Source organism: Mesorhizobium sp. M0808, assembly GCF_040320025.1.
Classification (GTDB): Bacteria; Pseudomonadota; Alphaproteobacteria; order Rhizobiales; family Rhizobiaceae; genus Mesorhizobium.
Map to the genome: position 1 here is coordinate 38,630 of NZ_JAMYOX010000025.1, position 18,154 is coordinate 56,783.

Sequence of the window (18,154 nt, forward strand, 5' to 3'; positions counted from 1 at the left end):
GGCAGGCCAGAGGGGGTCGTCTCGCGTGGAGCACCTGCCTGTTCTGTCCGTTAGGAGAGTCGCGTCAAGACGTACCGACCCCCTCTGTCGCCTTCGGCGACATCTCCCCCTCAAGGGGGGAGATTGGCGACGTCAGCCAGCGTTCACCGATGCCATCCTGGCCGCAATATCGCGCAAAGTCGCCTCGTCGGCCGCAGCGCGCGCCTTCCTCGACGCGACGAGACAGGCCTGCGAGCGCAGGATGAGGCCGTCGGCCAGCACCTTGAGATGGTTGGCGCGCAAGGTCGAGCCTGACGTGGTGATGTCGACGACGATATCGGCCAATCCGGCCGCCGGCGCGCCTTCGGTGGCGCCCAGGCTTTCGACGATGCGGTAGACCTGGATGCCGTGCTTTTGCGAAAAGAACTGCTGGGTCAGGCGCCAGTATTTGGTGGCGATCCTGAGCCGGCGGCCGTGGCGCTGGCGGAAATCGGCGGCGACGTCGTCGAGGTCGGCCATGGTGTCGACATCGAGCCAGATGTCGGGCACGGCGACGACGACATCGGCATTGCCGAAACCGAGGCGGGCGATGATTTCGGCGCGCGCCTCGCAATCGGCGAGGTTTTCGCGCAAAAGGTCCTCGCCGGTGATGCCGAGATCGACCGACCCCTGGCCGATCTCGCCTGATATCTCCGAGGCCGACAGGAACGCTATCTCGACGCCGTCAAGGCCGTCGATGCGGGCGCGGTATTTGCGCTCGTCGCCGGGCAGGCTGACGGCAACCCCGGCCTTGGCCAGCACCTCCAGCGCCTGCTCCTTGAGCCGGCCTTTCGACGGGATCGCCAGCGTGATCATGGCGCCGTCTCCCGCAGCGCCTCGATGCGGTCGAGCCAGACGGAAAAACCGACGCCGGGGATCGGCGTTTTGGCGCCGAGCAGCGTCAGCAGCCGGTCGTAGCGGCCACCACCGGCGAGCGGCCGGTCGCCATCCCGCGCCGCGATCTCGAAGACCAGGCCGGTGTAGTAATCGAGCGGCCGGCCGAAGGCGGCGTCGTAGCTGATTTCAGACATCGGCAGGCCGAGGCTTTCTATGGCCGCGGCGCGGGCTGCGAAATTCTCCAGCGCAGCCCCCAGTGAAAGCCCGGCATCGGCTGCAAAGCTTTCGAGCGCCCCGGCGGCGCTGTCGAGCGGCACGTCGATGGCCAAAAAGCTCTTCAGCGCCGCAAACGCCTCGTTCGACAGCCGCACGCTGCGCAGTTCGGCTTTCTCGATCAGGCGCCGCGCAATCTCGGACGGCGAACGCCCGGCCGTTGCCGACAGGCCGGCCTCTGCCATGCCGCCGGCGATATGCGCCGAAAGACCGTCGAGATCGCCATCGAGGACAAGGGCGGCGACCGAGCCGGCAAGCTGGCTGTTGCGCGGCGGATTGGCGAGATCGGCAAGCGCTGCCTCCAGCATCGGCGCCGAGCCGAAGGCCCGCGCCAGCCGCATGCGCCAGCCACGCGGCAGGCCAAGCGCGGCCAGTACCGCCTCGAAGATGGTCTGGTCGCCGAGCGTGACCGCCAGCCCCCGGCCGGGCAGCACCAGCGAAAGCAGCGCATGCGCATCGGCCAGCGAACGCGCGTCGGCGGCGGCCGTGTCGCGGTCGCCGAGATCTTCGATGCCGGCCTGGAAGAACTCGTTGCCGCCCTCGCGGCGCTGGCGAAACACCTCGCCGAGATAGGAATAGCGGCGCGGCGTGCCGGCCTGGCTGGCAATGTGGTCGAGGCAGACCGGAATGGTGAATTCCGGCCGCAGGCAAAGCGTCTGCCCGGTCTCGCTCTCGGTGAGAAAGATGCGGCGCCGCAAATCCTCGCCGGCCATGTCGAGGAACGGATCGGCCGGCTGCAGCACAGCGACCTCGACCGCATGGGTGTTGCGCGCGGCGAAGAGCGTCGCGATGTCGGATGCGATGGCGGGGCGGGGGGTCATAAAACGCCACCTCCCCTTCTCCCCTTGTGGGAGAAGGTGGATTGGCGCGACGCGCCAAGACGGATGAGGGGTGCCGGAAGAAATGAGGCGTCGGCGTTCCCTGGAACACCCCTCATCCGACCGAGCTTCGCTCGGCCACCTTCTCCCACAAGGGGAGAAGGAAGCGGCGCCCTACTTGCCACGCGCCCGCTCCTCGGCCTGCGCCGCCAGTATCTTGTTCACCTCGGCGACCAGATTGCCTTCCGCCACGGTCACCTGCGCCGGTCGTGCGGCGCGCCATTCGGCGTTGTCGGCGATCTCGGCCGACATCTTCGCGCCTTCGATCAGATCCTTGATCTGCACCTCGCCCTTGGCGCGCTCGTCGCCGCCCTGGATGACGGCGACCGGGCTGCCGCGGCGGTCGGCATATTTCAGCTGCGCCTTCATGCCGCCGCCGCCGAGGTACATTTCCGAGCGGATGCCGGCGGCGCGCAGCTCGGCCACCATCTTCTGGTAGCGGCCGAGGCTTTCCGTATCCTTGTCCATGGTCAGCACGACGACCGGCGCGATGACATCGGAAGTATCGAGCTTGCCGAGGTTCTTCAGCGCCGTCATCAGCCGCGAGACGCCGATCGAAAAACCGGTCGCCGGCACCGGCTCGCCACGAAAGCGCGAGACGAGGCCGTCATAACGGCCGCCGCCGCCAACCGAGCCGAAGCGCACGATCTGGCCGTCCTCATTGGGGATTTCGGCCAGCAGCTCGGCTTCGTAGACCGGGCCGGTGTAATATTCGAGGCCACGCACGACGGAGGGATCGATGCGGATGCGATCCTCACCGTAGCCGCTTTGTGCGACCATGGTTCTTATCTGCTCCAACTCTGCAAGACCCTCAACAAACGAGGCATTCGTTATGCCCAGATGTTCGAGTTTCCTTTCCTCGACAAGATTGCTGAGCCCTGGGGTGATAGATCCCAGTGTCTGGACAATTTGTTCGGGATCATGCTGCGCCATGACCGTGAAATAGCTGATCACAACATCGATTTGCGCGTTACCCAGCCCGGCACCCTTGGTGAAATCACCGCTCTCGTCCTTGCGCCCGGCGCCCAAAAGCAGACGAACCCCCTCGACGCCCAGCTTGTCCAGCTTGTCGATCGCCCGTAGCACCTGCAGCCGGCGGCCAGCGTTCTCGTCGCCGCCGAGGCCGATCGCCTCCAGCACGCCATCGAGCACTTTGCGGTTGTTGACGCGGACGACGTAATCGCCGCGCTTGATGCCGAGCGCCTCCATCACATCGGCCATCATCATCGCCATCTCGGCATCGGCCGCGACACCCGGCGTGCCGACCGTGTCGGCGTCGAACTGCATGAACTGGCGGAAGCGGCCGGGACCGGGCTTCTCGTTGCGGAACACCCAGCCGGAGCGATAGCTGCGATACGGCTTCGGCAGGCGCTCGAAATTCTCGGCGACGAAGCGCGCCATTGGCGCGGTCAGGTCGTAGCGCAGCGACAGCCACTGATCGTCATCGTCCTGAAACGAGAACACGCCCTCGTTCGGCCGGTCCTGGTCTGGCAGGAATTTGCCGAGCGCATCGGTGTATTCGATCAGCGGCTGGTCGACCGGCTCGAAACCGTAAAGCTCAAAGACCGAGCGTATCGTCGCCATCATCTTCTCGACAGCGCGGAGATCGTCGGCGCCGCGGTCGACAAAGCCACGCGGCAGGCGCGCTTTCATCTTTTCGGATTTGTCGGCCATGGGATGGGTACTTTGCTATGTAAACGGTGACTTATTTCGGGTCGGCGTGTCCTACCGATGCAGCCCGGAGAAGGCAAGGGTTTGCGGCTCTCCTTCTCCCCTTGTGGGAGAAGGTGGCCGAGCGAAGCTCGGTCGGATGAGGGGTGTTCCAAGGAACGCCGACGTCTCGTTTCTTCCAACACCCCTCATCCGGCTCGGCGCTGCGCGCCGATCCACCTTCTCCCACAAGGGGCCTGTTGCGTAATTCGCTGATTGTGATTCTCTGAGACGAAGCTCGGAGGGAATCGCGATGGCAGTGAAGCAGATGGGCCAGTTGAGCTTGGCGGAGGCTTTTCTGGGCGGCAAGTTGGCTGGCGGTTCTTCACCGCTTGATCGATTGTCGGGTCTGGTGAAGTGGTATCGCTTCGAGAAGCTGCTCAACCCGCTGCGCGATGGCGGACCCGGACGGGCAGCTTGGCCACCGCTGGTTCTGTTCAAGGCGCTTTTGCTGCAGTCACTCTACGGCCTGTCGGACCGCGAACTTGAGGAGGCGCTTGGCGACCGGCTGTCGTTCCGGCGCTTTGTCGGGCTCGGGCTGGAGGAGAGCGTTCCCGACCACACGGTGCTTTCGCGTTTTCGCAATCTGCTTGTCAGCGAAGGGCTGCTGGAGAAGCTGTTTGGCGAACTGGACCGGCAGCTGGAGAAAGCCGGTGTTATCCTGAAGCGGGGAACGATGCTGGATGCCACGCTGATCAATGCGGTTTCATTGCCCCCGACGGACGATCAGGCCTCAAAGGATGCGGACGCCCGCGTCACCGCGCGAAAGGGCAAGGGCGGCTTCACCTTTGGCTACAAGGCCCATGTCGGGGTGGATGAGGGCTCTGGCCTGATCCGCACGGTGATTACCACGCCAGCCAACGTCAACGACACGGTGATGGCCGATGACTTGATCTGCGGCGACGAGAAGACGGTGTGGGCGGACGCCGCCTACGACACCCATGCCCGCCGCGCCCGGCTCAAGGCCGAGGGCAAGAAGGTGCGCATCGCGCGCCGCCCCAACAAGCACCATGCGCTGCCGCCGCGGCTCAAACATTACAACCGCCTGATCGCCAGACGGCGAGCGGCGGTGGAGACCACTTTCGCCACGCTCAAGAACCGCATGAAGCTGACCAAGATCCGCTATGTCGGACTGGCGAAGGCCACCGCCCAGGTGACATTGGCGGCGATCGCCTTCAACATGCGCCGATGGGCCGCCATCACGGGATAGGTGCGCCCGCAGCCCGGCCGCCCGGGCCGAAACCGCCGCCGAAACCCCAAACAAGGGAGCGGAGCTCACAAATACGAGCGAAATCCCTGCGATCCCGCCCCATCCAAACATCCCCGGTTACTGCGCAACAGGCCCACAAGGGGAGAAGGAAAGGCGAAAAAGAAGCTGAAACAATTGCGCCATGCGCGCGGCATCGTGCCGACACAATCCGGGCCGATAAGCGCGCCGAAACAAGGGGTCGGGGCCATGGCCACGCTTCAGAAGTTCGACATCATCGATAGCGGCGCACGCGACGCCTCGGTCCGGCTGCGGCCGGCCGATGGTTATGCGCCGAAGACGAAGCAAATCGCCGGACCGTTCGAGATCGCGGCGCAACAGCGCAGCGGACCGACGATGCGCGACGTGCTGATGACCGGACTGCTGGTGATCTATCCGGTGTTCGCCGCGCTGGCGGCCATCCTTGCCGGGTTTTTCCTCGCCGGCGCCGGCGGCGCCTGAGCCGCTATTTCGGCCGCTTGAACGCTTTCCGTTCCGCCTCGACCGGCTCGCGGCAGACGCAGCCCTCGAGATGGTCGTTGACCAGCCCCATCGCCTGCATGAAGGCGTAGACGGTGGTCGGGCCGACAAAGCTCCAGCCGCGCTTCTTCAGCTCTTTCGAAATGCGGACCGAGACGGCCGTCGTCGGATTGGCGCGCAAATGCGCGAGGTCGACGATCTCGGGCCGCTCGTGCGGGCCGGGTTCGAACTTCCAGAACCAGGCGGCCAGCGAGCCAGCCTCGTCGATGAGTTCGCGGGCGCGCTTGGCGTTGTTGATGGTCGAAACGATCTTGCCGCGATGGCGGATGATGCCGGCATTGCCGAGCAGGCGCTCGACATCGGCGTCGGTGAGGGCGGCGATCTTGCCGACATCGAAGCCGGCAAACGCCTCGCGGAAATTGTCGCGCTTGCGCAATATGGTCAGCCAGGACAGGCCCGACTGAAAACCTTCGAGGCAGATCTTCTCGAACAGGCGGCGGTCGTCGGCGACCGGCCGGCCCCATTCGTGGTCGTGGTAGTGCAGATAATCCGGCAGGTTGCCGTGCCAGAAGCAGCGGGCGATGCCGTCGGGACCAGCAAGCAGACCTGTCTTTTCATCCATGGCGGAATTCCGTTCGTGTCTTGGCGTTAACGCGTTTTGACGCGGCCTTTACCGCGGCTTTACCAGATTCCTGAACCGGGCGGTAACCACACCAAAAGCTTTACTGACAGATCGGCATTTTACGCATTCCGATTCATGTTTCGGTTGCCGCTTCGCGCCCAATGTCGGCGAAATCGGGGAGGCTTTGCACCCCGGCATGTTCGACGATCAAGGTGCGTTGCGATGAAGACATTCTTGTTCCCCCTGTTCGGCGCCGCGGCCGTGCTTGCGGCCGGCGCCGCCAATGCCAACGACCGCTATGCCGAGAGGCCGCCGGTGGTGGTCAGCCCAGATCTTTCGGCGCCCTGGGTGCTGCAGCTCGGCCATGCGCCGGGCATCGTGCGGCAGAGCCGGCAAGAGGCGCAGCCGCAACGGCGCTACCGGCGGCTGGCCGAACCCGATCAGCTGCGCACCGCAGCGGTGCAGGCGCCGGCCAAGCGCATGGTGATGCGGCCGCAGATCGACCCGATCTATCTGCCGCAGGAAGTCGCCTATGACGGCCCGCAGAAGCCGGGCACGATCGTCATCGATACGCGAGAGAATTTCCTCTATCTGGTCGGGAAAAACGGTAAGGCGCGGCGTTATGGCGTCGGCACCGGCAAGCCGGGCTTCGAATGGTCCGGCACCCACAAGGTCACCAACAAGCGCGTCTGGCCGGATTGGCGGCCGCCGGCGGTGATGATCGCCCGCGAAGCCGCCAAGGGCCGCTATCTGCCGACCTATCTCGCCGGCGGCATGGAAAACCCGCTCGGCGCACGCGCGCTCTATCTCGGCTCGACCGAGTACCGTATCCACGGCACCAATCAGCCCTGGACGATCGGCGGCGCGGTGTCGTCGGGCTGCATCCGCATGCGCAACGAGGACGTGGTCGACCTTTACGAGCGGGTCAATGTTGGCACGACGGTTGTAGTGATGTAATCTGCGGTTGACCTCACCGATGATTCTGCTCAGAAGCCTCGGGAGCATTGAATAACGGGGGACGGGCCGTGTGGGGATGCGGCCAGTCACGAAAGGGCAGCGCGGCAAGCCGTGCTGCCCTTTTTGTTTCCGCCAGCAGGAATTGACGGGAAGATTTTGCCGGCACGTCGCGCGACCGGCATGGCGGTTCGCTTTTCGCGCTGCCTTTTCGCGGTTGCTTTGCTATGTGGCGGCTAAAATCCAGATAAAGGCCCCATCCCAATGTCCCTTTCCGATGACAGCCGCTATCTCAGAGGCGGCCCGGTTGCCCAACGCATCATCGCCGGCGTGCGCGAGGACGCGGCGATCGCCACCGTCGAAGGCTTTCCGCCCAAGCTGGTGTCGGTCACCGTCGGCGATACCGCCGCGGTCGACGTCTATGTCCGCAACCAGCGCGCCAAGGCCGGGTTGGCCGGCATCGGCTTCGAGGAAAGGCGCTTTCGCGCCGACATCACCGCCGGCGAACTGGAAGCGGCAATCCACGGGCTTAACGCCGACCCGCGCGTCACCGGCATCATCATCCAGCGGCCGGTGCCGGTGCACATTCCGATCAAGACGCTGCAGGCGGCGGTGCATCCGCTCAAGGATGTCGAGGGCATGCATCCGGCCTCGATCGGCAACATCGTCTACAACCAGCTCGACCTGGCGCCCTGCACCGCCGCCGCTTCGGTCGAACTGCTCAGGGAAACCGGCCTCGACCTCAAGGGGCTCGAGGTGGTGGTCGTCGGCCATTCCGAGATCGTCGGCAAGCCGATCGCGTTCCTTTTGATGAGCGAAGGCGCGACGGTGACCGTCTGTCACCACATGACGCGTTCGGTGGCGGCACACGCACGCCGCGCCGACGCCCTGTTCGTCGCCGTCGGCAAGCCGCGGCTGATCAAGGCCGACATGGTCAAGCCTGGTGCGGCGGTCATCGATATCGGCATCAATTCGGAAATCGGGCCGGACGGCGAGAGCCGCATCGTCGGCGACGTCGATGCCGAGAGCGTCAAGCATGTCGCGTCCTGGATCACGCCGGTGCCGGGCGGCGTCGGCCCGATCACTGTGGCGATCCTGCTGCGCAACACGATGGTGGCCCTCAGCCGGCAGCGTGCCCGCTATCAGGCGACTTATGGCGTAGTTGACAGGCTCGCGGCGGAATAAAGACCCGCAGGCGCCAAGCCCCCTCACCCAGCCTCCGCTTCGCTCGGCTGACCTCTCCCCGAGGGGAGAGGAGATCGCCAGCGTTGGTGCCACCCTCTTCTCCCCAGCGGGGAGAAGGTGGACGCGAAGCGGCCGGATGAGGGGCCTGACGCCCACGACCATCCTGTTACTCAGCCGCAACCAGCTTTTCTTCCGGAACGCCTTCCGGCTTCGGCCCGCCATAGGCCCAGGCGAGCAGCTTTATCGTATGCACCACCGGCAGCTTGGCGGCAGAAGCGATCTGGGTGATGCAGCCGATATTGCCGGTGGCGACGATTTCGGCACCGGTCGCCTCGATATTCCTGACCTTGCGGTCGCGCAGCGTTGCCGAAATCCCGGGCTGCAGGATGTTGTAGGTGCCGGCCGAACCGCAGCACAGATGCCCTTCGCGCGGCTCGCGCACGACGAAGCCGGCACGGACCAGAAGCTCCTTCGGCTGGCGGGTGATCTTCTGGCCGTGCTGCATCGAGCAGGCTGAGTGATAGGCGACGATGGTGCCCGGCTTGCGGACCGGCTCGGGCAGGTCGAGGCTTGCCAGATATTCGGTGATGTCCCTGGCCAGCGCCGAGACGCGCGCGGCCTTGTCGGCATAGGCCGGATCGAGGCGCAGCATGAAGCCGTAATCCTTGATGGTGGTGCCGCACCCGGATGCGGTGATGACGATGGCGTCGAGTCCGCCCTGCTCGACGGCGCGCGTCCAGGCGTCGACGTTCCGTCGGGCCGACGCCAAGGCAGCGTCCTCGCGCCCCATATGATGCACCAGCGCGCCGCAGCAGCCCTCGCCCTCGGGCACCACGACCTCAACGCCAAGCCGGGTCAGCAGCGAAATCGTCGTGTCGTTGATGCCGGGATCGAGCACGGATTGCGCGCAGCCGGTGAGGATGGCGACGCGGCCATTTTTCTTCGCGCCCTGCCCGGCATGGACGCCCGGCGAGGCCATCGGCGAGACTGCCGGGACCGACGCCGGGGCCAGCTTCAACATCGCGCCCAAAGGCTTCAATGCCTGGATTTTCTCAAACAGGCCGGCGAATGGCTGGCCGAGCTTCGCCAGCTTGAGCGCCGCGCGGAAACGCGAGGGATAGGGCAGCACGAAGGCCAGCATGGCGCGTGTCAGGCGATCGGCCAGCGGACGCTTGTAGGTCTCCTCGATATGGACGCGGGCGTGGTCGACCAGATGCATGTAGTTGACGCCCGACGGGCAGGTGGTCATGCAGGCGAGGCAGGACAGGCAGCGGTCGATATGGGTGACGATCTGCTTGTCGGCCGGCCGGCCGTTTTCCAGCATGTCCTTGATCAGATAAATCCGGCCGCGCGGCGAATCCAGTTCGTTGCCGAGCGTCACATAGGTCGGGCAGGTGGCGGTGCAGAAGCCGCAATGCACACATTTGCGCAGGATCTTCTCCGATTCCGCGACATGCGGATCGGCGAGCTGGGCAGCTGAGAAATTGGTCTGCACGTAAACGAATCCCTACCGTTTGAGCATGATCTTTTCCCAAAACCGGTACCCACTTTTGGGGATCATGCTCATAATCCCAGAAACCAGCTTTCCGGGTTCTTGACCGGCTCGCCGCGCTGCAGCGCCTGCAGGCCGAGAATGCAGCGGGCGATGAACCAGACCGCGACGGCAACCATCAGCACGACACCGATGACCACGATCATCAGCAGCGCCGAGATCAGTGCATAGAGCAGGCCGATCCAGAAGGTGCGGATCAGGAATGTGTAATGGCTCTCGACGAAGCCGCCGGCCTTGCCGCGATTGATATAGGCCAGGACGACGCCGACAATACCGCTGACGCCGATGGCCAGGCCGGCGAGATAGAGGATGTAGATGACCAGCGCGTTGGTCGGGCCGGGCTCCAGCCAGCGGTCGGTCTGGCGTGACGTACCGTTTTGGCCTGGATCGCTCATTGTGCTCCTCCCTCGGTTGCCGGCGCGAGAGTAGCAGAGCTTGCGCCCGGCGCCATACGGCCGGGATTGAGGATATTCTTCGGGTCGAATTCGGCCTTCAGCCGCGCCGACAGTGCTGCCAGCGGTGGCGCCTGCGGCTCGAACACCGGCACGGCGGCGCGATGTGCAGGGATTGCGCGCACCAGCGTCGCATGGCCGCCGCCATGTCTTCTGATCAGGCCGCGCAACAGGCCAGCCTCGGGATCGTCCTGCTGCATGCGCAGCCAGATCAGCCCGCCCTGCCAATCGTAGAAGGCATCGACCGGGGCCTGCATGCGCAGCGCCAGCACCATCTGGTGGCCCCGCGACGGCGCCATCGAGACGCGCCACACCGGCCTTTCGCTGCCATCGGCGAACGGCGCGCAGTCGCGGACATCGCGCCAGACCGAGTACGAGACCGAACCGGAAATCTCCTGCAGCGGCCCAGCGTTTTTCAGCAGGTCTTTCAGCGCGGCAATGCGGTAAGCGACCGACGGGCCGAAGCCCTCGATGCGCAGCAGCGTCGCGGCATCGCTGCCGAGACTGCCGCCAGCGACCCTAGCTGCGACCCGTTCGGGAAGATGGGCAGCACTCGACACTTCGGCGCTGGAACCCAGCGCCAGCGCCATGGCGGCGGCGGCGTGATCGTCGAGCAGGCCGCGGATGGCAAGCGTGACTTCGGTCTCGGCAGCAGGCAGCACCTTGAAGGTGACGTCGGTGAGCACCGCCAGCGTGCCCCAGCTGTTGGCCATCAGCTTGGACAGATCGTAGCCGGTGACGTTCTTGACGACGCGGCCGCCGGACTTGAAGGCCTCGCCGCGCCCGGAAACGGCCGCTATGCCGAGGATATGGTCGCGCGCAGCACCCACCTTCAGCCGGCGCGGGCCGGAAAGGTTCGCGGCGAGTGCGCCGCCGATCGTGCCTCGCGCTGGCTCACCGCCGAGCAGCGGGCCGTAATCCATCGGTTCGAAGGCAAGTTGCTGGCCGTTTTCGGCAAGCAGGCTTTCGATTTCGGCCAGCGGCGTGCCGGCTTTTGCCGACAGCACCAGTTCGGCCGGCTCGTAAAGCATGACGCCGGAGAGTTTGGAAAGGTCGAACGTATGCTCGCCCTGCTGCGGCCGGCCGATACCGCGCTTGGAGCCGTGGCCGAGGATTTCCAGCGGTGCGTCTTCCGCCGCGGCCCAGGCGACGGTGGAGAGGACTTCGGCTGCGGTGGTGGGGACGAAGGTGGTCATGAGGCGGATGCGCCAATGGCAAATGCAAAGACGTCGCGTTCCTTCGCGCCCCCCTCTGTCCTGCCGGACATCTCCCCCTCAAGGGGGGAGATCGGACGTCGCGTCTGGCTTCGCCAATCGTCAATATTGAAAGAAGGCTGAGGCGTGCAAGCTGCCAATCTCCCCCCTTGAGGGGGAGATGTCCGGCAGGACAGAGGGGGGTGTTCAAGCGCCAACATACCCACTCAAAACCTCGGAATGTCCGGAAACGCCACTTGCCCGCGATGCACGTGCATCCGCCCGAGCTCGGCGCATCGCCTCAATTGCGGGAAGACCTTGCCGGGATTCAAAAGATGGTTGGGGTCGAAGGCGCATTTGACGCGCATCTGCTGGTCGAGGTCGATCTGGTTGAACATTTCCGGCATCAGGTCGCGCTTCTCGACGCCGACCCCGTGCTCGCCGGTCAGCACGCCACCGACCTTGACGCAGAGCCGCAATATGTCGGCGCCGAAACTCTCCGCCTTGTCGAGTTCGCCCGGCACGTTGGCGTCATAGAGGATGAGCGGGTGCAGATTGCCGTCGCCGGCGTGGAAGACATTGGCGACGCCGAGCCCGTATTTCTCCGACAGCTCGCGCATGCCGGCGAGCACGCGCGGCAGTTCCTTGCGCGGGATGGTGCCGTCCATGCAGTAGTAGTCGGGCGAGATGCGGCCGACCGCCGGGAAAGCCGCCTTGCGGCCGGCCCAGAAGCTCAGCCGCTCCTGCTCCGATTGCGAAATGCGGCATATGGTCGAGCCGTTCCTATAGGCGATGGCTTCGACCAGGCCGATCAGGTGATCGACCTCGACACCCGGCCCGTCCAGCTCGACGATCAGCAGCGCCTCGACATCCAAGGGATAGCCGGCCTGGACGAAATCCTCGGCGGCGTGGATGGCCGGACGGTCCATCATCTCCATGCCGCCCGGAATGATGCCGGCGCCGATGATGTCGGCAACGCATTGGCCGGCCTTCTCGCTGGTCGGGAAACCGATCAGCAGGGCACGCGCCGTCTCCGGCTTCTTCAGGATGCGTACGGTGACCTCGGTTACGACGCCGAGCAGTCCTTCGGAGCCGGTCATGACGCCGAGCAGGTCGTAGCCTTCCGCGTCGAGATGGCTGCCGCCGAGGCGCACCACCTCGCCATTCATCAGCACCATCTCGATGCCGAGCACATTGTTGGCGGTGAGACCGTATTTCAGGCAGTGCACGCCGCCGGAATTTTCAGCGACATTGCCGCCGATCGAGCAGGCGATCTGGGAGGATGGATCGGGGGCGTAATAGAAGCCCTCCTGCTCGACGGCGGTGGTGATGCCGAGATTGGTGACGCCGGGCTGGGCGACGACGACGCGGTTCTGAAAATCGATCTCGAGGATGCGGTTGAAGCGGCTCATCACCAGCAGCACCGCGTCTTCCAGCGGCAGCGCACCGCCGGAGAGCGAGGTGCCGGAGCCGCGCGGCACGACGCGGATGTTGCGGTCGCTGCAATATTTCAGCACGCGCGACACCTGCGCCACGGTTTGCGGCAGCACCACGACCAGCGGCAATTGCCGGTAGGCGGTGAGCCCGTCGCTCTCGAAGGCGCGCATGGCATTGGCGGCGTCGACGACGCCCTCGCCCGGCACCATGATGCGCATATCGGCGACGATCTCGTCGCGCCGGCGCATCGTGGCGTCGTCTGGTTTCGGCATGGCAAGGCCGGACATCGACAGCCTCCTTCGATCGACTGGTAAAAATCTTTTACCAGCGACCGCGGTCGGTTGCAAATGCCGCTTTGGCCGGGATGAGAGGCCTATGGCCGAGACAGCCTTCCGCAGCGGCAATCTGCCGCTGCGCCCCACACTACTCGCCCGGCTGCTTGCCTGGTTCGGAGTGCATGCGGCGGACGCGGCGCACGCCCCACCAGACGAGCACGACGGCGAGCGGCACCGAGGCGGCGGTGACCATTTCCGGCGCGAAGGCATGGCCGAAGATCGAGGCGCCCTTGGCGACGTAGCCGATGAGGCCGACGACATAGTAGGAAACCGCGGCGACCGAGAGCCCCTCCACCGTCTGCTGCAGCCGCAATTGCAGGCGGGCGCGATTGTTCATCGATGCCAAAAGATCGCGGTTCTGCTTCTCGACCTCGACGTCGACCCAGGTGCGCAGCAGTGTGGTGGCACGGGTGAGCTTCGTCGACAGGTTGGCCTGACGCTCCTCGACCGAACGGCAGGTACGCATCGCCGGCGCCACGCGGCGCTGCAGAAAACCGCCCCAGGTGTCGTAGCCGGGCACCGCCTCTTCGTCGAGCGCCTCCAGCCGTTCGCGCACGATGCCGTCATAGGCGCGGCTGGCGCCGAAGCGGTAGAGGCTGGAGGCGGCATCGGCCTCCAGCTCGGCGGCCAGTTCGGTCAAGTCGGCAAGTAGCGTCTGGCTGTCGCGGGTCTCGGCGACCTTCATTTCCAACGTGGTCTGGGCCAGCCTGTCTTCGATGCGGCGGGCGCGACCGGACAGCGTCAGGGCCAGCGGCAGCCCAAGCATGGCCAGCGTGCGGTAGGTCTCGATGTCGATCAGCCGCTGCGACAGTGCCCCGGTGCGCGCCGGGGTCAGGCCGCGGTCGAGCACCAGCATGCGGGTCAAGCCGTCGCCATCCTGACGGAAATCGGTGACGATGGCCGCGTTGCCGCGCTCGACCAGCGAATAGCACAGGCTGGTCGGGTCGAAGCCGGCGATCAGTTTTTCGTTCGCCGGCGTCCATTTGCGGATCTCCAGCCTGATGCCGGAAATCACCGTGCCCGGCGGCGAAAACCCGTTGCCGAAGGGTGTGTCTTCTTGCCCCCTGCCGTTTTCGGCGAGCGGCCCTTCCCAGAGATAGGTCGAGAATTCCGTGTGGCGTTCCCAGCGCAGCGAGCCCTTGCCCCATTTCATCGCGTGGTGGCGGGCGTGAGGGTCGGGCGCGGCAATGCCGAGGCGTCGCGACAATTCGGAAAGCACGGCCTGATCGATCCCGGATCCAGCTTCGGTCATGAAGGAAAGCTGCACCAGCACGCGCGGCTTTTCGACCAGCGGCTGCGGCCGGGCGTGGACCTCGCCGAGCGCGCCCGGCCGACCTTCATGCGCCGGAAAGCCCATGACGGTGCCGCCCACGGCTTTGGCGCGCAGCTGGAATTCGAGGCTGGACGGGTCGGCGTCTGGCACGGCTGGTCCCCCAGGCTTCTCTGAGCCCTTTGGCAATGATGTCCCTCTAGAGCGGTTCATTGTTTCATGGAAACGCCGAACCGCTCTATCTCTTTTATTCTGCGCAATTCCGGACGGAAAACCCTTTCACACTTTTCCTGGAATTGCTCTAGAGACAATCTCCAGAGGACGCAAACAGCCAGTTTAGCTGAAGGTGATATGAAGCCGCGGCTGTGAAACCGACCCGGCGCCCGGGGCGAATTGGATAAATAATTTGACCAGTTGGCGACGCTGGCTTTATCGTGCGCGACATCGGTTCAACCCCAGGCATTCCGTTTGAGCGACATTTTCTCCCGGATCGAGCATTCGCGCACCGCCGACGAGGTGGTGCAGCAGATCGAGAGCCTGATCCTCGAAGGCGTCCTGCGCACCGGCGACCGGCTGCCGGGCGAGCGCGAACTGGCGCGCCAGTTCGAGGTGTCGCGGCCGATCCTGCGCGATGCCTTGAAAGCCTTGGAAGGGCGCGGGCTGTTGACGACACGGCCAGGCGGCGGCACCCATGTCGCCGATGTCATCGGCCAGCTGTTCACCAAGCCGGTGACCGACCTGATCTCGATGCATCGCAAGGCGGTGACCGACTATCTGGAGTACCGCCGCGAGATCGAGGCGGTGGCGGCGGAATATGCGGCGCGGCGTGCCACATCGGACGATCTGGCGCTGCTCGACCGCATCATGGCACGTATGGACGAGGCGCACCGGACCGGCAATTTCGACGACGAGGCGGAAATCGACGTCGAGTTCCACCACGCGATCTGCGAATGCGCGCACAACATCATCCTGCTGCACACGCTGCGCTCCTGTTATCGGCTGCTGTCGGAAGGCGTGTTCCAGAACCGGCGGCTGGTGTTCAGCGTGCCGGGCGCGCGCGAGGCGCTGCTTTCGCAGCACCGGGCAATCTACACGGCGGTCAAGGCCGGCGATGCAGCCGCGGCGCGGCAGGCGGCGATGGACCACATCTCCTACGTCGAACGATCGATGGCCGAGGCCGAGCGCAGCGGCGACTGGCAGCGCGTGTCGCGGCTGAGGCTCAGGCAACGCTCCGAGCCCGGTGGCGGTGAGCCGGCAAGAAAACAGCCGTAGGCACCGCCCAGAAAATTCAACGACGAACCAGCGAAGAACCAGCGGAAAAAGATCCATGAGCAGCATTCTCACCATCGCCGACCTCAAGGACCTGGCGCGCCGCCGCGTGCCGAAGATGTTCTTCGACTATGCCGATTCCGGCGCCTGGACCGAAAGCACCTACCGGGCCAACGAGGAAGATTTCCAGAAGATCAAGTTCCGCCAGCGCGTGCTGGTCGACATGGACAACCGCTCGCTGGAATCGACCATGATCGGCGAGAAGGTGACGATGCCGGTGGCGCTGGCGCCGACCGGCATGACCGGCATGCAGCATCCGGACGGCGAGATGCTGGCGGCCCAGGCGGCGGAAGAATTCGGTGTGCCGTTCACGCTGTCGACAATGAGCATCTGCTCGATCGAGGATGTCGCGTCGGTGACCAGGAAGCCGTTCTGGTTCCAGCTCTATGTGCTGCGCGACAAGGACTTCGTCTTCGATTTGATCGACCGCGCAAAAGCGGCGAAATGTTCGGCGCTGGTGCTGACGCTCGACCTGCAGATCCTCGGTCAGCGCCACAAGGATATCCGCAACGGGCTTTCGGCGCCGCCGCGAATGACGCCGAAGCACCTCTGGCAGATGGCGACAAGGCCGCGCTGGTGCGCCGGCATGGCCGGCACCAAGCGCCGGAGCTTCCGCAACATCGTCGGCCATGCCAAGGGCGTCGGCGACCTCGCCTCGCTATCGTCGTGGACGAAGGAGCAGTTCGATCCGCATCTGTCGTGGAAGGACGTCGCCTGGATCAAGGAGCGCTGGGGCGGCAAGCTGATCCTGAAAGGCATACTCGACAGGGAAGATGCGCTGATGGCGGCCAGGACAGGCGCCGACGCGATCATCGTATCCAACCATGGCGGCCGCCAGCTCGACGGCGCCTCGTCGTCGATCATGGCGCTCGAAGAGATCGCCGACGCCGTCGGCGACGCGATCGAGGTGCATATGGACGGCGGCATCCGCTCCGGCCAGGACGTGCTCAAGGCGCTGTGCCTCGGCGCCAAGGGCACCTATATCGGCCGGCCTTTCCTGTACGGCCTCGGCGCACTCGGCAAGGAAGGGGTTACCAAGGCGCTGGAAATCATCCGCAAGGAGATGGACATAACGCTGGCTCTGTGCGGAAAGCGTCTGGTCACCGACATGGGCAAGGATCAGCTTCGGCGCTAAAGTCACGTGACGGCATGATCACGGAGGCGACGCAGGCATTGACGGAGCCCGGCATCAGTTTCTACGAGGCGCGCGGACCGCAAGGCATGCGTCTCTACGCGATCGGCGATGTGCACGGCCGGCTCGACCTGCTGACCGCCATGCACCGGCGGATCGAGGCGGAGCTCGGTCAAAGGCCGTCGGCCGATTGGCGCGTGATCCATCTCGGCGACTATGTCGACCGGGGCCCGGACTCCAGGGGCGTCATCGATTTCCTGATCGACGCGCAGAAACGCGATCCGCGTCACCTGATGCTCGCCGGAAATCATGATCTCGGCTTTCTCGATTTTCTCGATGTCCCCGATCCGGACGGGCTGTTCATGCGCTATGGCGGCATCCAGACGGCGCTATCGTATGGTGTCTCACTCGGTGGGAGCAGCGCCTGGTTTGGCCGCGCCGATGCGGCATTGCGGCAAGGGCACGCCGCACTGGTCGAGGCGGTGCCGCAGAACCATGTCGAGTTCCTGCGCTCGCTGCCCTTCTCAGTGACGTTCGGCGACTTCTTCTTCTGCCATGCCGGCATCCGGCCCGGCGTTGCGCTGGAAAGCCAGACCCGGCAGGACCTGATCTGGATCCGCGAGGTCTTCCACGATCACACCGGTCTTCATCCGAAGATCGTGGTGCACGGCCATACGCCGGTGCCCAAGCCCGAGATCACCGGCAACCGCGTCAATGTCGACACCCTCGCCTGGCAGTCGGGAAACCTCACCGCGCTCGTGGTAGACGGCGCTGACAAGCATATCCTGACAGTCACGGGTGAGCGGGCGTAGGTAAGGCGTGGAGTTATGTGCAGAGGGTCTAGCGAAGCGCGGCGGTGACGCCGTAGCCGTCGACGGCATTGTGGTTGTTGGCTGCGTCGGCGGAATAAATGCCGAGGCCGCACAAGACGATAGCCGACAACATGGCAAAGGACAAAAAGGCTGCTTTCACGGACGTCATCTCTTGTTGAGCTTTCTGCATCTATGCACGAGCGGGTTACCAATGCGTTGAAACGCGAAATACGTCGCAAATGTCTGACGGTTTCGCGCTTCTAGGCATGTTCTGTATCGGCGGTGTGTCGCGCGGGTCACAGGAAAGGTTCATCGCGGTTGCACGCAAGATGCAGAGCGGGCGCCTTTTAGGCTGGCGGACAGACACAGGCCAAGGATGAAACGCGTTTTCCCCGGCGGATTTGCCGCCGCGTGCCAAATATGCAACGTCGCCAAATAG

General features: G+C 64.9%; 17 protein-coding genes. 7 read left to right on the plus strand and 10 right to left on the minus strand.

Annotated features, from left to right (window positions below; translation table 11 throughout):
* Positions 1-132: 132 nt before the first annotated feature.
* From hisG to hisS, 3 genes are all read right to left on the minus strand, one after another.
* A complete protein-coding gene (gene hisG / locus NKI25_RS24245) occupies positions 133-834 on the minus strand; it encodes an ATP phosphoribosyltransferase (RefSeq protein ID WP_352829325.1) in 702 nt (233 codons plus the stop codon).
* Entirely contained in the window at positions 831-1,949 is a 1,119-nt protein-coding gene (locus tag NKI25_RS24250) for an ATP phosphoribosyltransferase regulatory subunit (protein WP_352999616.1), read from the minus strand. The genes hisG and NKI25_RS24250 overlap by 4 nt, the downstream gene beginning before the upstream one ends.
* 171 nt (positions 1,950-2,120) lie before the next feature.
* Entirely contained in the window at positions 2,121-3,680 is a 1,560-nt protein-coding gene (hisS, locus tag NKI25_RS24255) for a histidine--tRNA ligase (RefSeq protein WP_352829329.1), read from the minus strand.
* Between the two features lie 289 nt (positions 3,681-3,969).
* On the opposite strand from hisS, the gene NKI25_RS24260 reads away from it, so the two are divergent.
* Entirely contained in the window at positions 3,970-4,926 is a 957-nt protein-coding gene (locus NKI25_RS24260; protein WP_352596372.1) for an IS5 family transposase, read from the plus strand.
* Positions 4,927-5,172: 246 nt separating this feature from the next.
* Complete coding sequence (locus NKI25_RS24265) at positions 5,173-5,424, plus strand: hypothetical protein (RefSeq protein WP_031213141.1); 252 nt, start codon at positions 5,173-5,175, stop codon at positions 5,422-5,424.
* 4 nt (positions 5,425-5,428) lie between these two features.
* Here the strand turns inward: NKI25_RS24265 and NKI25_RS24270 are convergent, their stop codons facing one another.
* Entirely contained in the window at positions 5,429-6,064 is a 636-nt protein-coding gene (locus NKI25_RS24270) for a DNA-3-methyladenine glycosylase I (protein WP_352999618.1), read from the minus strand.
* A 222-nt stretch (positions 6,065-6,286) separates the two neighbouring features.
* Here NKI25_RS24270 and NKI25_RS24275 point away from each other — a divergent pair, with 222 nt between their 5' ends.
* Both NKI25_RS24275 and NKI25_RS24280 read left to right on the plus strand, forming a co-directional pair.
* Positions 6,287-7,021, plus strand: coding sequence for a L,D-transpeptidase (locus NKI25_RS24275; RefSeq protein WP_023680452.1), 735 nt, complete (start codon positions 6,287-6,289; stop codon positions 7,019-7,021).
* A 261-nt stretch (positions 7,022-7,282) separates the two neighbouring features.
* Positions 7,283-8,203, plus strand: coding sequence for a bifunctional 5,10-methylenetetrahydrofolate dehydrogenase/5,10-methenyltetrahydrofolate cyclohydrolase (locus NKI25_RS24280; protein WP_352999620.1), 921 nt, complete (start codon positions 7,283-7,285; stop codon positions 8,201-8,203).
* Between the two features lie 166 nt (positions 8,204-8,369).
* Here NKI25_RS24280 and glcF read toward each other — a convergent pair whose 3' ends face one another.
* The 5 genes from glcF to NKI25_RS24305 form a co-directional block, all read right to left on the minus strand.
* Entirely contained in the window at positions 8,370-9,698 is a 1,329-nt protein-coding gene (gene glcF / locus NKI25_RS24285) for a glycolate oxidase subunit GlcF (RefSeq protein ID WP_352577554.1), read from the minus strand.
* Between the two features lie 68 nt (positions 9,699-9,766).
* Positions 9,767-10,150, minus strand: a complete 384-nt coding sequence (locus NKI25_RS24290) for a DUF4870 family protein (protein WP_352577553.1) — start codon at positions 10,148-10,150, stop codon at positions 9,767-9,769.
* On the minus strand, positions 10,147-11,403 hold the full coding sequence (locus NKI25_RS24295; protein WP_352589310.1) for an FAD-binding protein: 1,257 nt from the start codon (positions 11,401-11,403) through the stop codon (positions 10,147-10,149). Before NKI25_RS24295 ends, NKI25_RS24290 begins: the two co-directional genes overlap by 4 nt.
* Before the next feature lie 224 nt (positions 11,404-11,627).
* Entirely contained in the window at positions 11,628-13,124 is a 1,497-nt protein-coding gene (locus NKI25_RS24300; protein WP_352999622.1) for an FAD-linked oxidase C-terminal domain-containing protein, read from the minus strand.
* Between the two features lie 136 nt (positions 13,125-13,260).
* On the minus strand, positions 13,261-14,595 hold the full coding sequence (locus tag NKI25_RS24305; RefSeq protein WP_023680458.1) for a DUF3422 family protein: 1,335 nt from the start codon (positions 14,593-14,595) through the stop codon (positions 13,261-13,263).
* Positions 14,596-14,910: 315 nt separating this feature from the next.
* Here NKI25_RS24305 and NKI25_RS24310 point away from each other — a divergent pair, with 315 nt between their 5' ends.
* Genes NKI25_RS24310 through NKI25_RS24320 form a run of 3 tightly spaced genes read left to right on the plus strand, consistent with a single transcriptional unit; the run spans position 14,911 to position 17,715 of the window.
* Entirely contained in the window at positions 14,911-15,714 is an 804-nt protein-coding gene (locus NKI25_RS24310) for an FCD domain-containing protein (RefSeq protein WP_352999624.1), read from the plus strand.
* A gap of 55 nt (positions 15,715-15,769) precedes the next feature.
* Complete coding sequence (locus NKI25_RS24315; RefSeq protein WP_023680460.1) at positions 15,770-16,906, plus strand: alpha-hydroxy acid oxidase; 1,137 nt, start codon at positions 15,770-15,772, stop codon at positions 16,904-16,906.
* 38 nt (positions 16,907-16,944) lie between these two features.
* Entirely contained in the window at positions 16,945-17,715 is a 771-nt protein-coding gene (locus NKI25_RS24320) for a metallophosphoesterase family protein (protein ID WP_031213158.1), read from the plus strand.
* Between the two features lie 28 nt (positions 17,716-17,743).
* Here NKI25_RS24320 and NKI25_RS24325 read toward each other — a convergent pair whose 3' ends face one another.
* The gene (locus tag NKI25_RS24325; RefSeq protein ID WP_280952144.1) at positions 17,744-17,875 is read right to left on the minus strand and encodes a hypothetical protein; all 132 of its coding nucleotides are present in this window, start codon (positions 17,873-17,875) and stop codon (positions 17,744-17,746) included.
* Positions 17,876-18,154: the final 279 nt, after the last annotated feature.

What these genes read in the sequence shown, in the direction of transcription:
- NKI25_RS24270 (WP_352999618.1), bottom strand. Translation starts at nt 6,064, where the DNA reads ATGGATGAAAAGACAGGTCTGCTTGCTGGTCCCGACGGCATCGCCCGC.
- NKI25_RS24300 (WP_352999622.1), bottom strand. Translation starts at nt 13,124, where the DNA reads ATGTCCGGCCTTGCCATGCCGAAACCAGACGACGCCACGATGCGCCGG.
- hisS (WP_352829329.1), bottom strand. Translation starts at nt 3,680, where the DNA reads ATGGCCGACAAATCCGAAAAGATGAAAGCGCGCCTGCCGCGTGGCTTT.
- hisG (WP_352829325.1), bottom strand. Translation starts at nt 834, where the DNA reads ATGATCACGCTGGCGATCCCGTCGAAAGGCCGGCTCAAGGAGCAGGCG.
- NKI25_RS24295 (WP_352589310.1), bottom strand. Translation starts at nt 11,403, where the DNA reads ATGACCACCTTCGTCCCCACCACCGCAGCCGAAGTCCTCTCCACCGTC.
- NKI25_RS24260 (WP_352596372.1), top strand. Translation starts at nt 3,970, where the DNA reads ATGGCAGTGAAGCAGATGGGCCAGTTGAGCTTGGCGGAGGCTTTTCTG.
- NKI25_RS24275 (WP_023680452.1), top strand. Translation starts at nt 6,287, where the DNA reads ATGAAGACATTCTTGTTCCCCCTGTTCGGCGCCGCGGCCGTGCTTGCG.
- NKI25_RS24250 (WP_352999616.1), bottom strand. Translation starts at nt 1,949, where the DNA reads ATGACCCCCCGCCCCGCCATCGCATCCGACATCGCGACGCTCTTCGCC.
- NKI25_RS24315 (WP_023680460.1), top strand. Translation starts at nt 15,770, where the DNA reads ATGAGCAGCATTCTCACCATCGCCGACCTCAAGGACCTGGCGCGCCGC.
- NKI25_RS24290 (WP_352577553.1), bottom strand. Translation starts at nt 10,150, where the DNA reads ATGAGCGATCCAGGCCAAAACGGTACGTCACGCCAGACCGACCGCTGG.
- NKI25_RS24280 (WP_352999620.1), top strand. Translation starts at nt 7,283, where the DNA reads ATGTCCCTTTCCGATGACAGCCGCTATCTCAGAGGCGGCCCGGTTGCC.
- NKI25_RS24265 (WP_031213141.1), top strand. Translation starts at nt 5,173, where the DNA reads ATGGCCACGCTTCAGAAGTTCGACATCATCGATAGCGGCGCACGCGAC.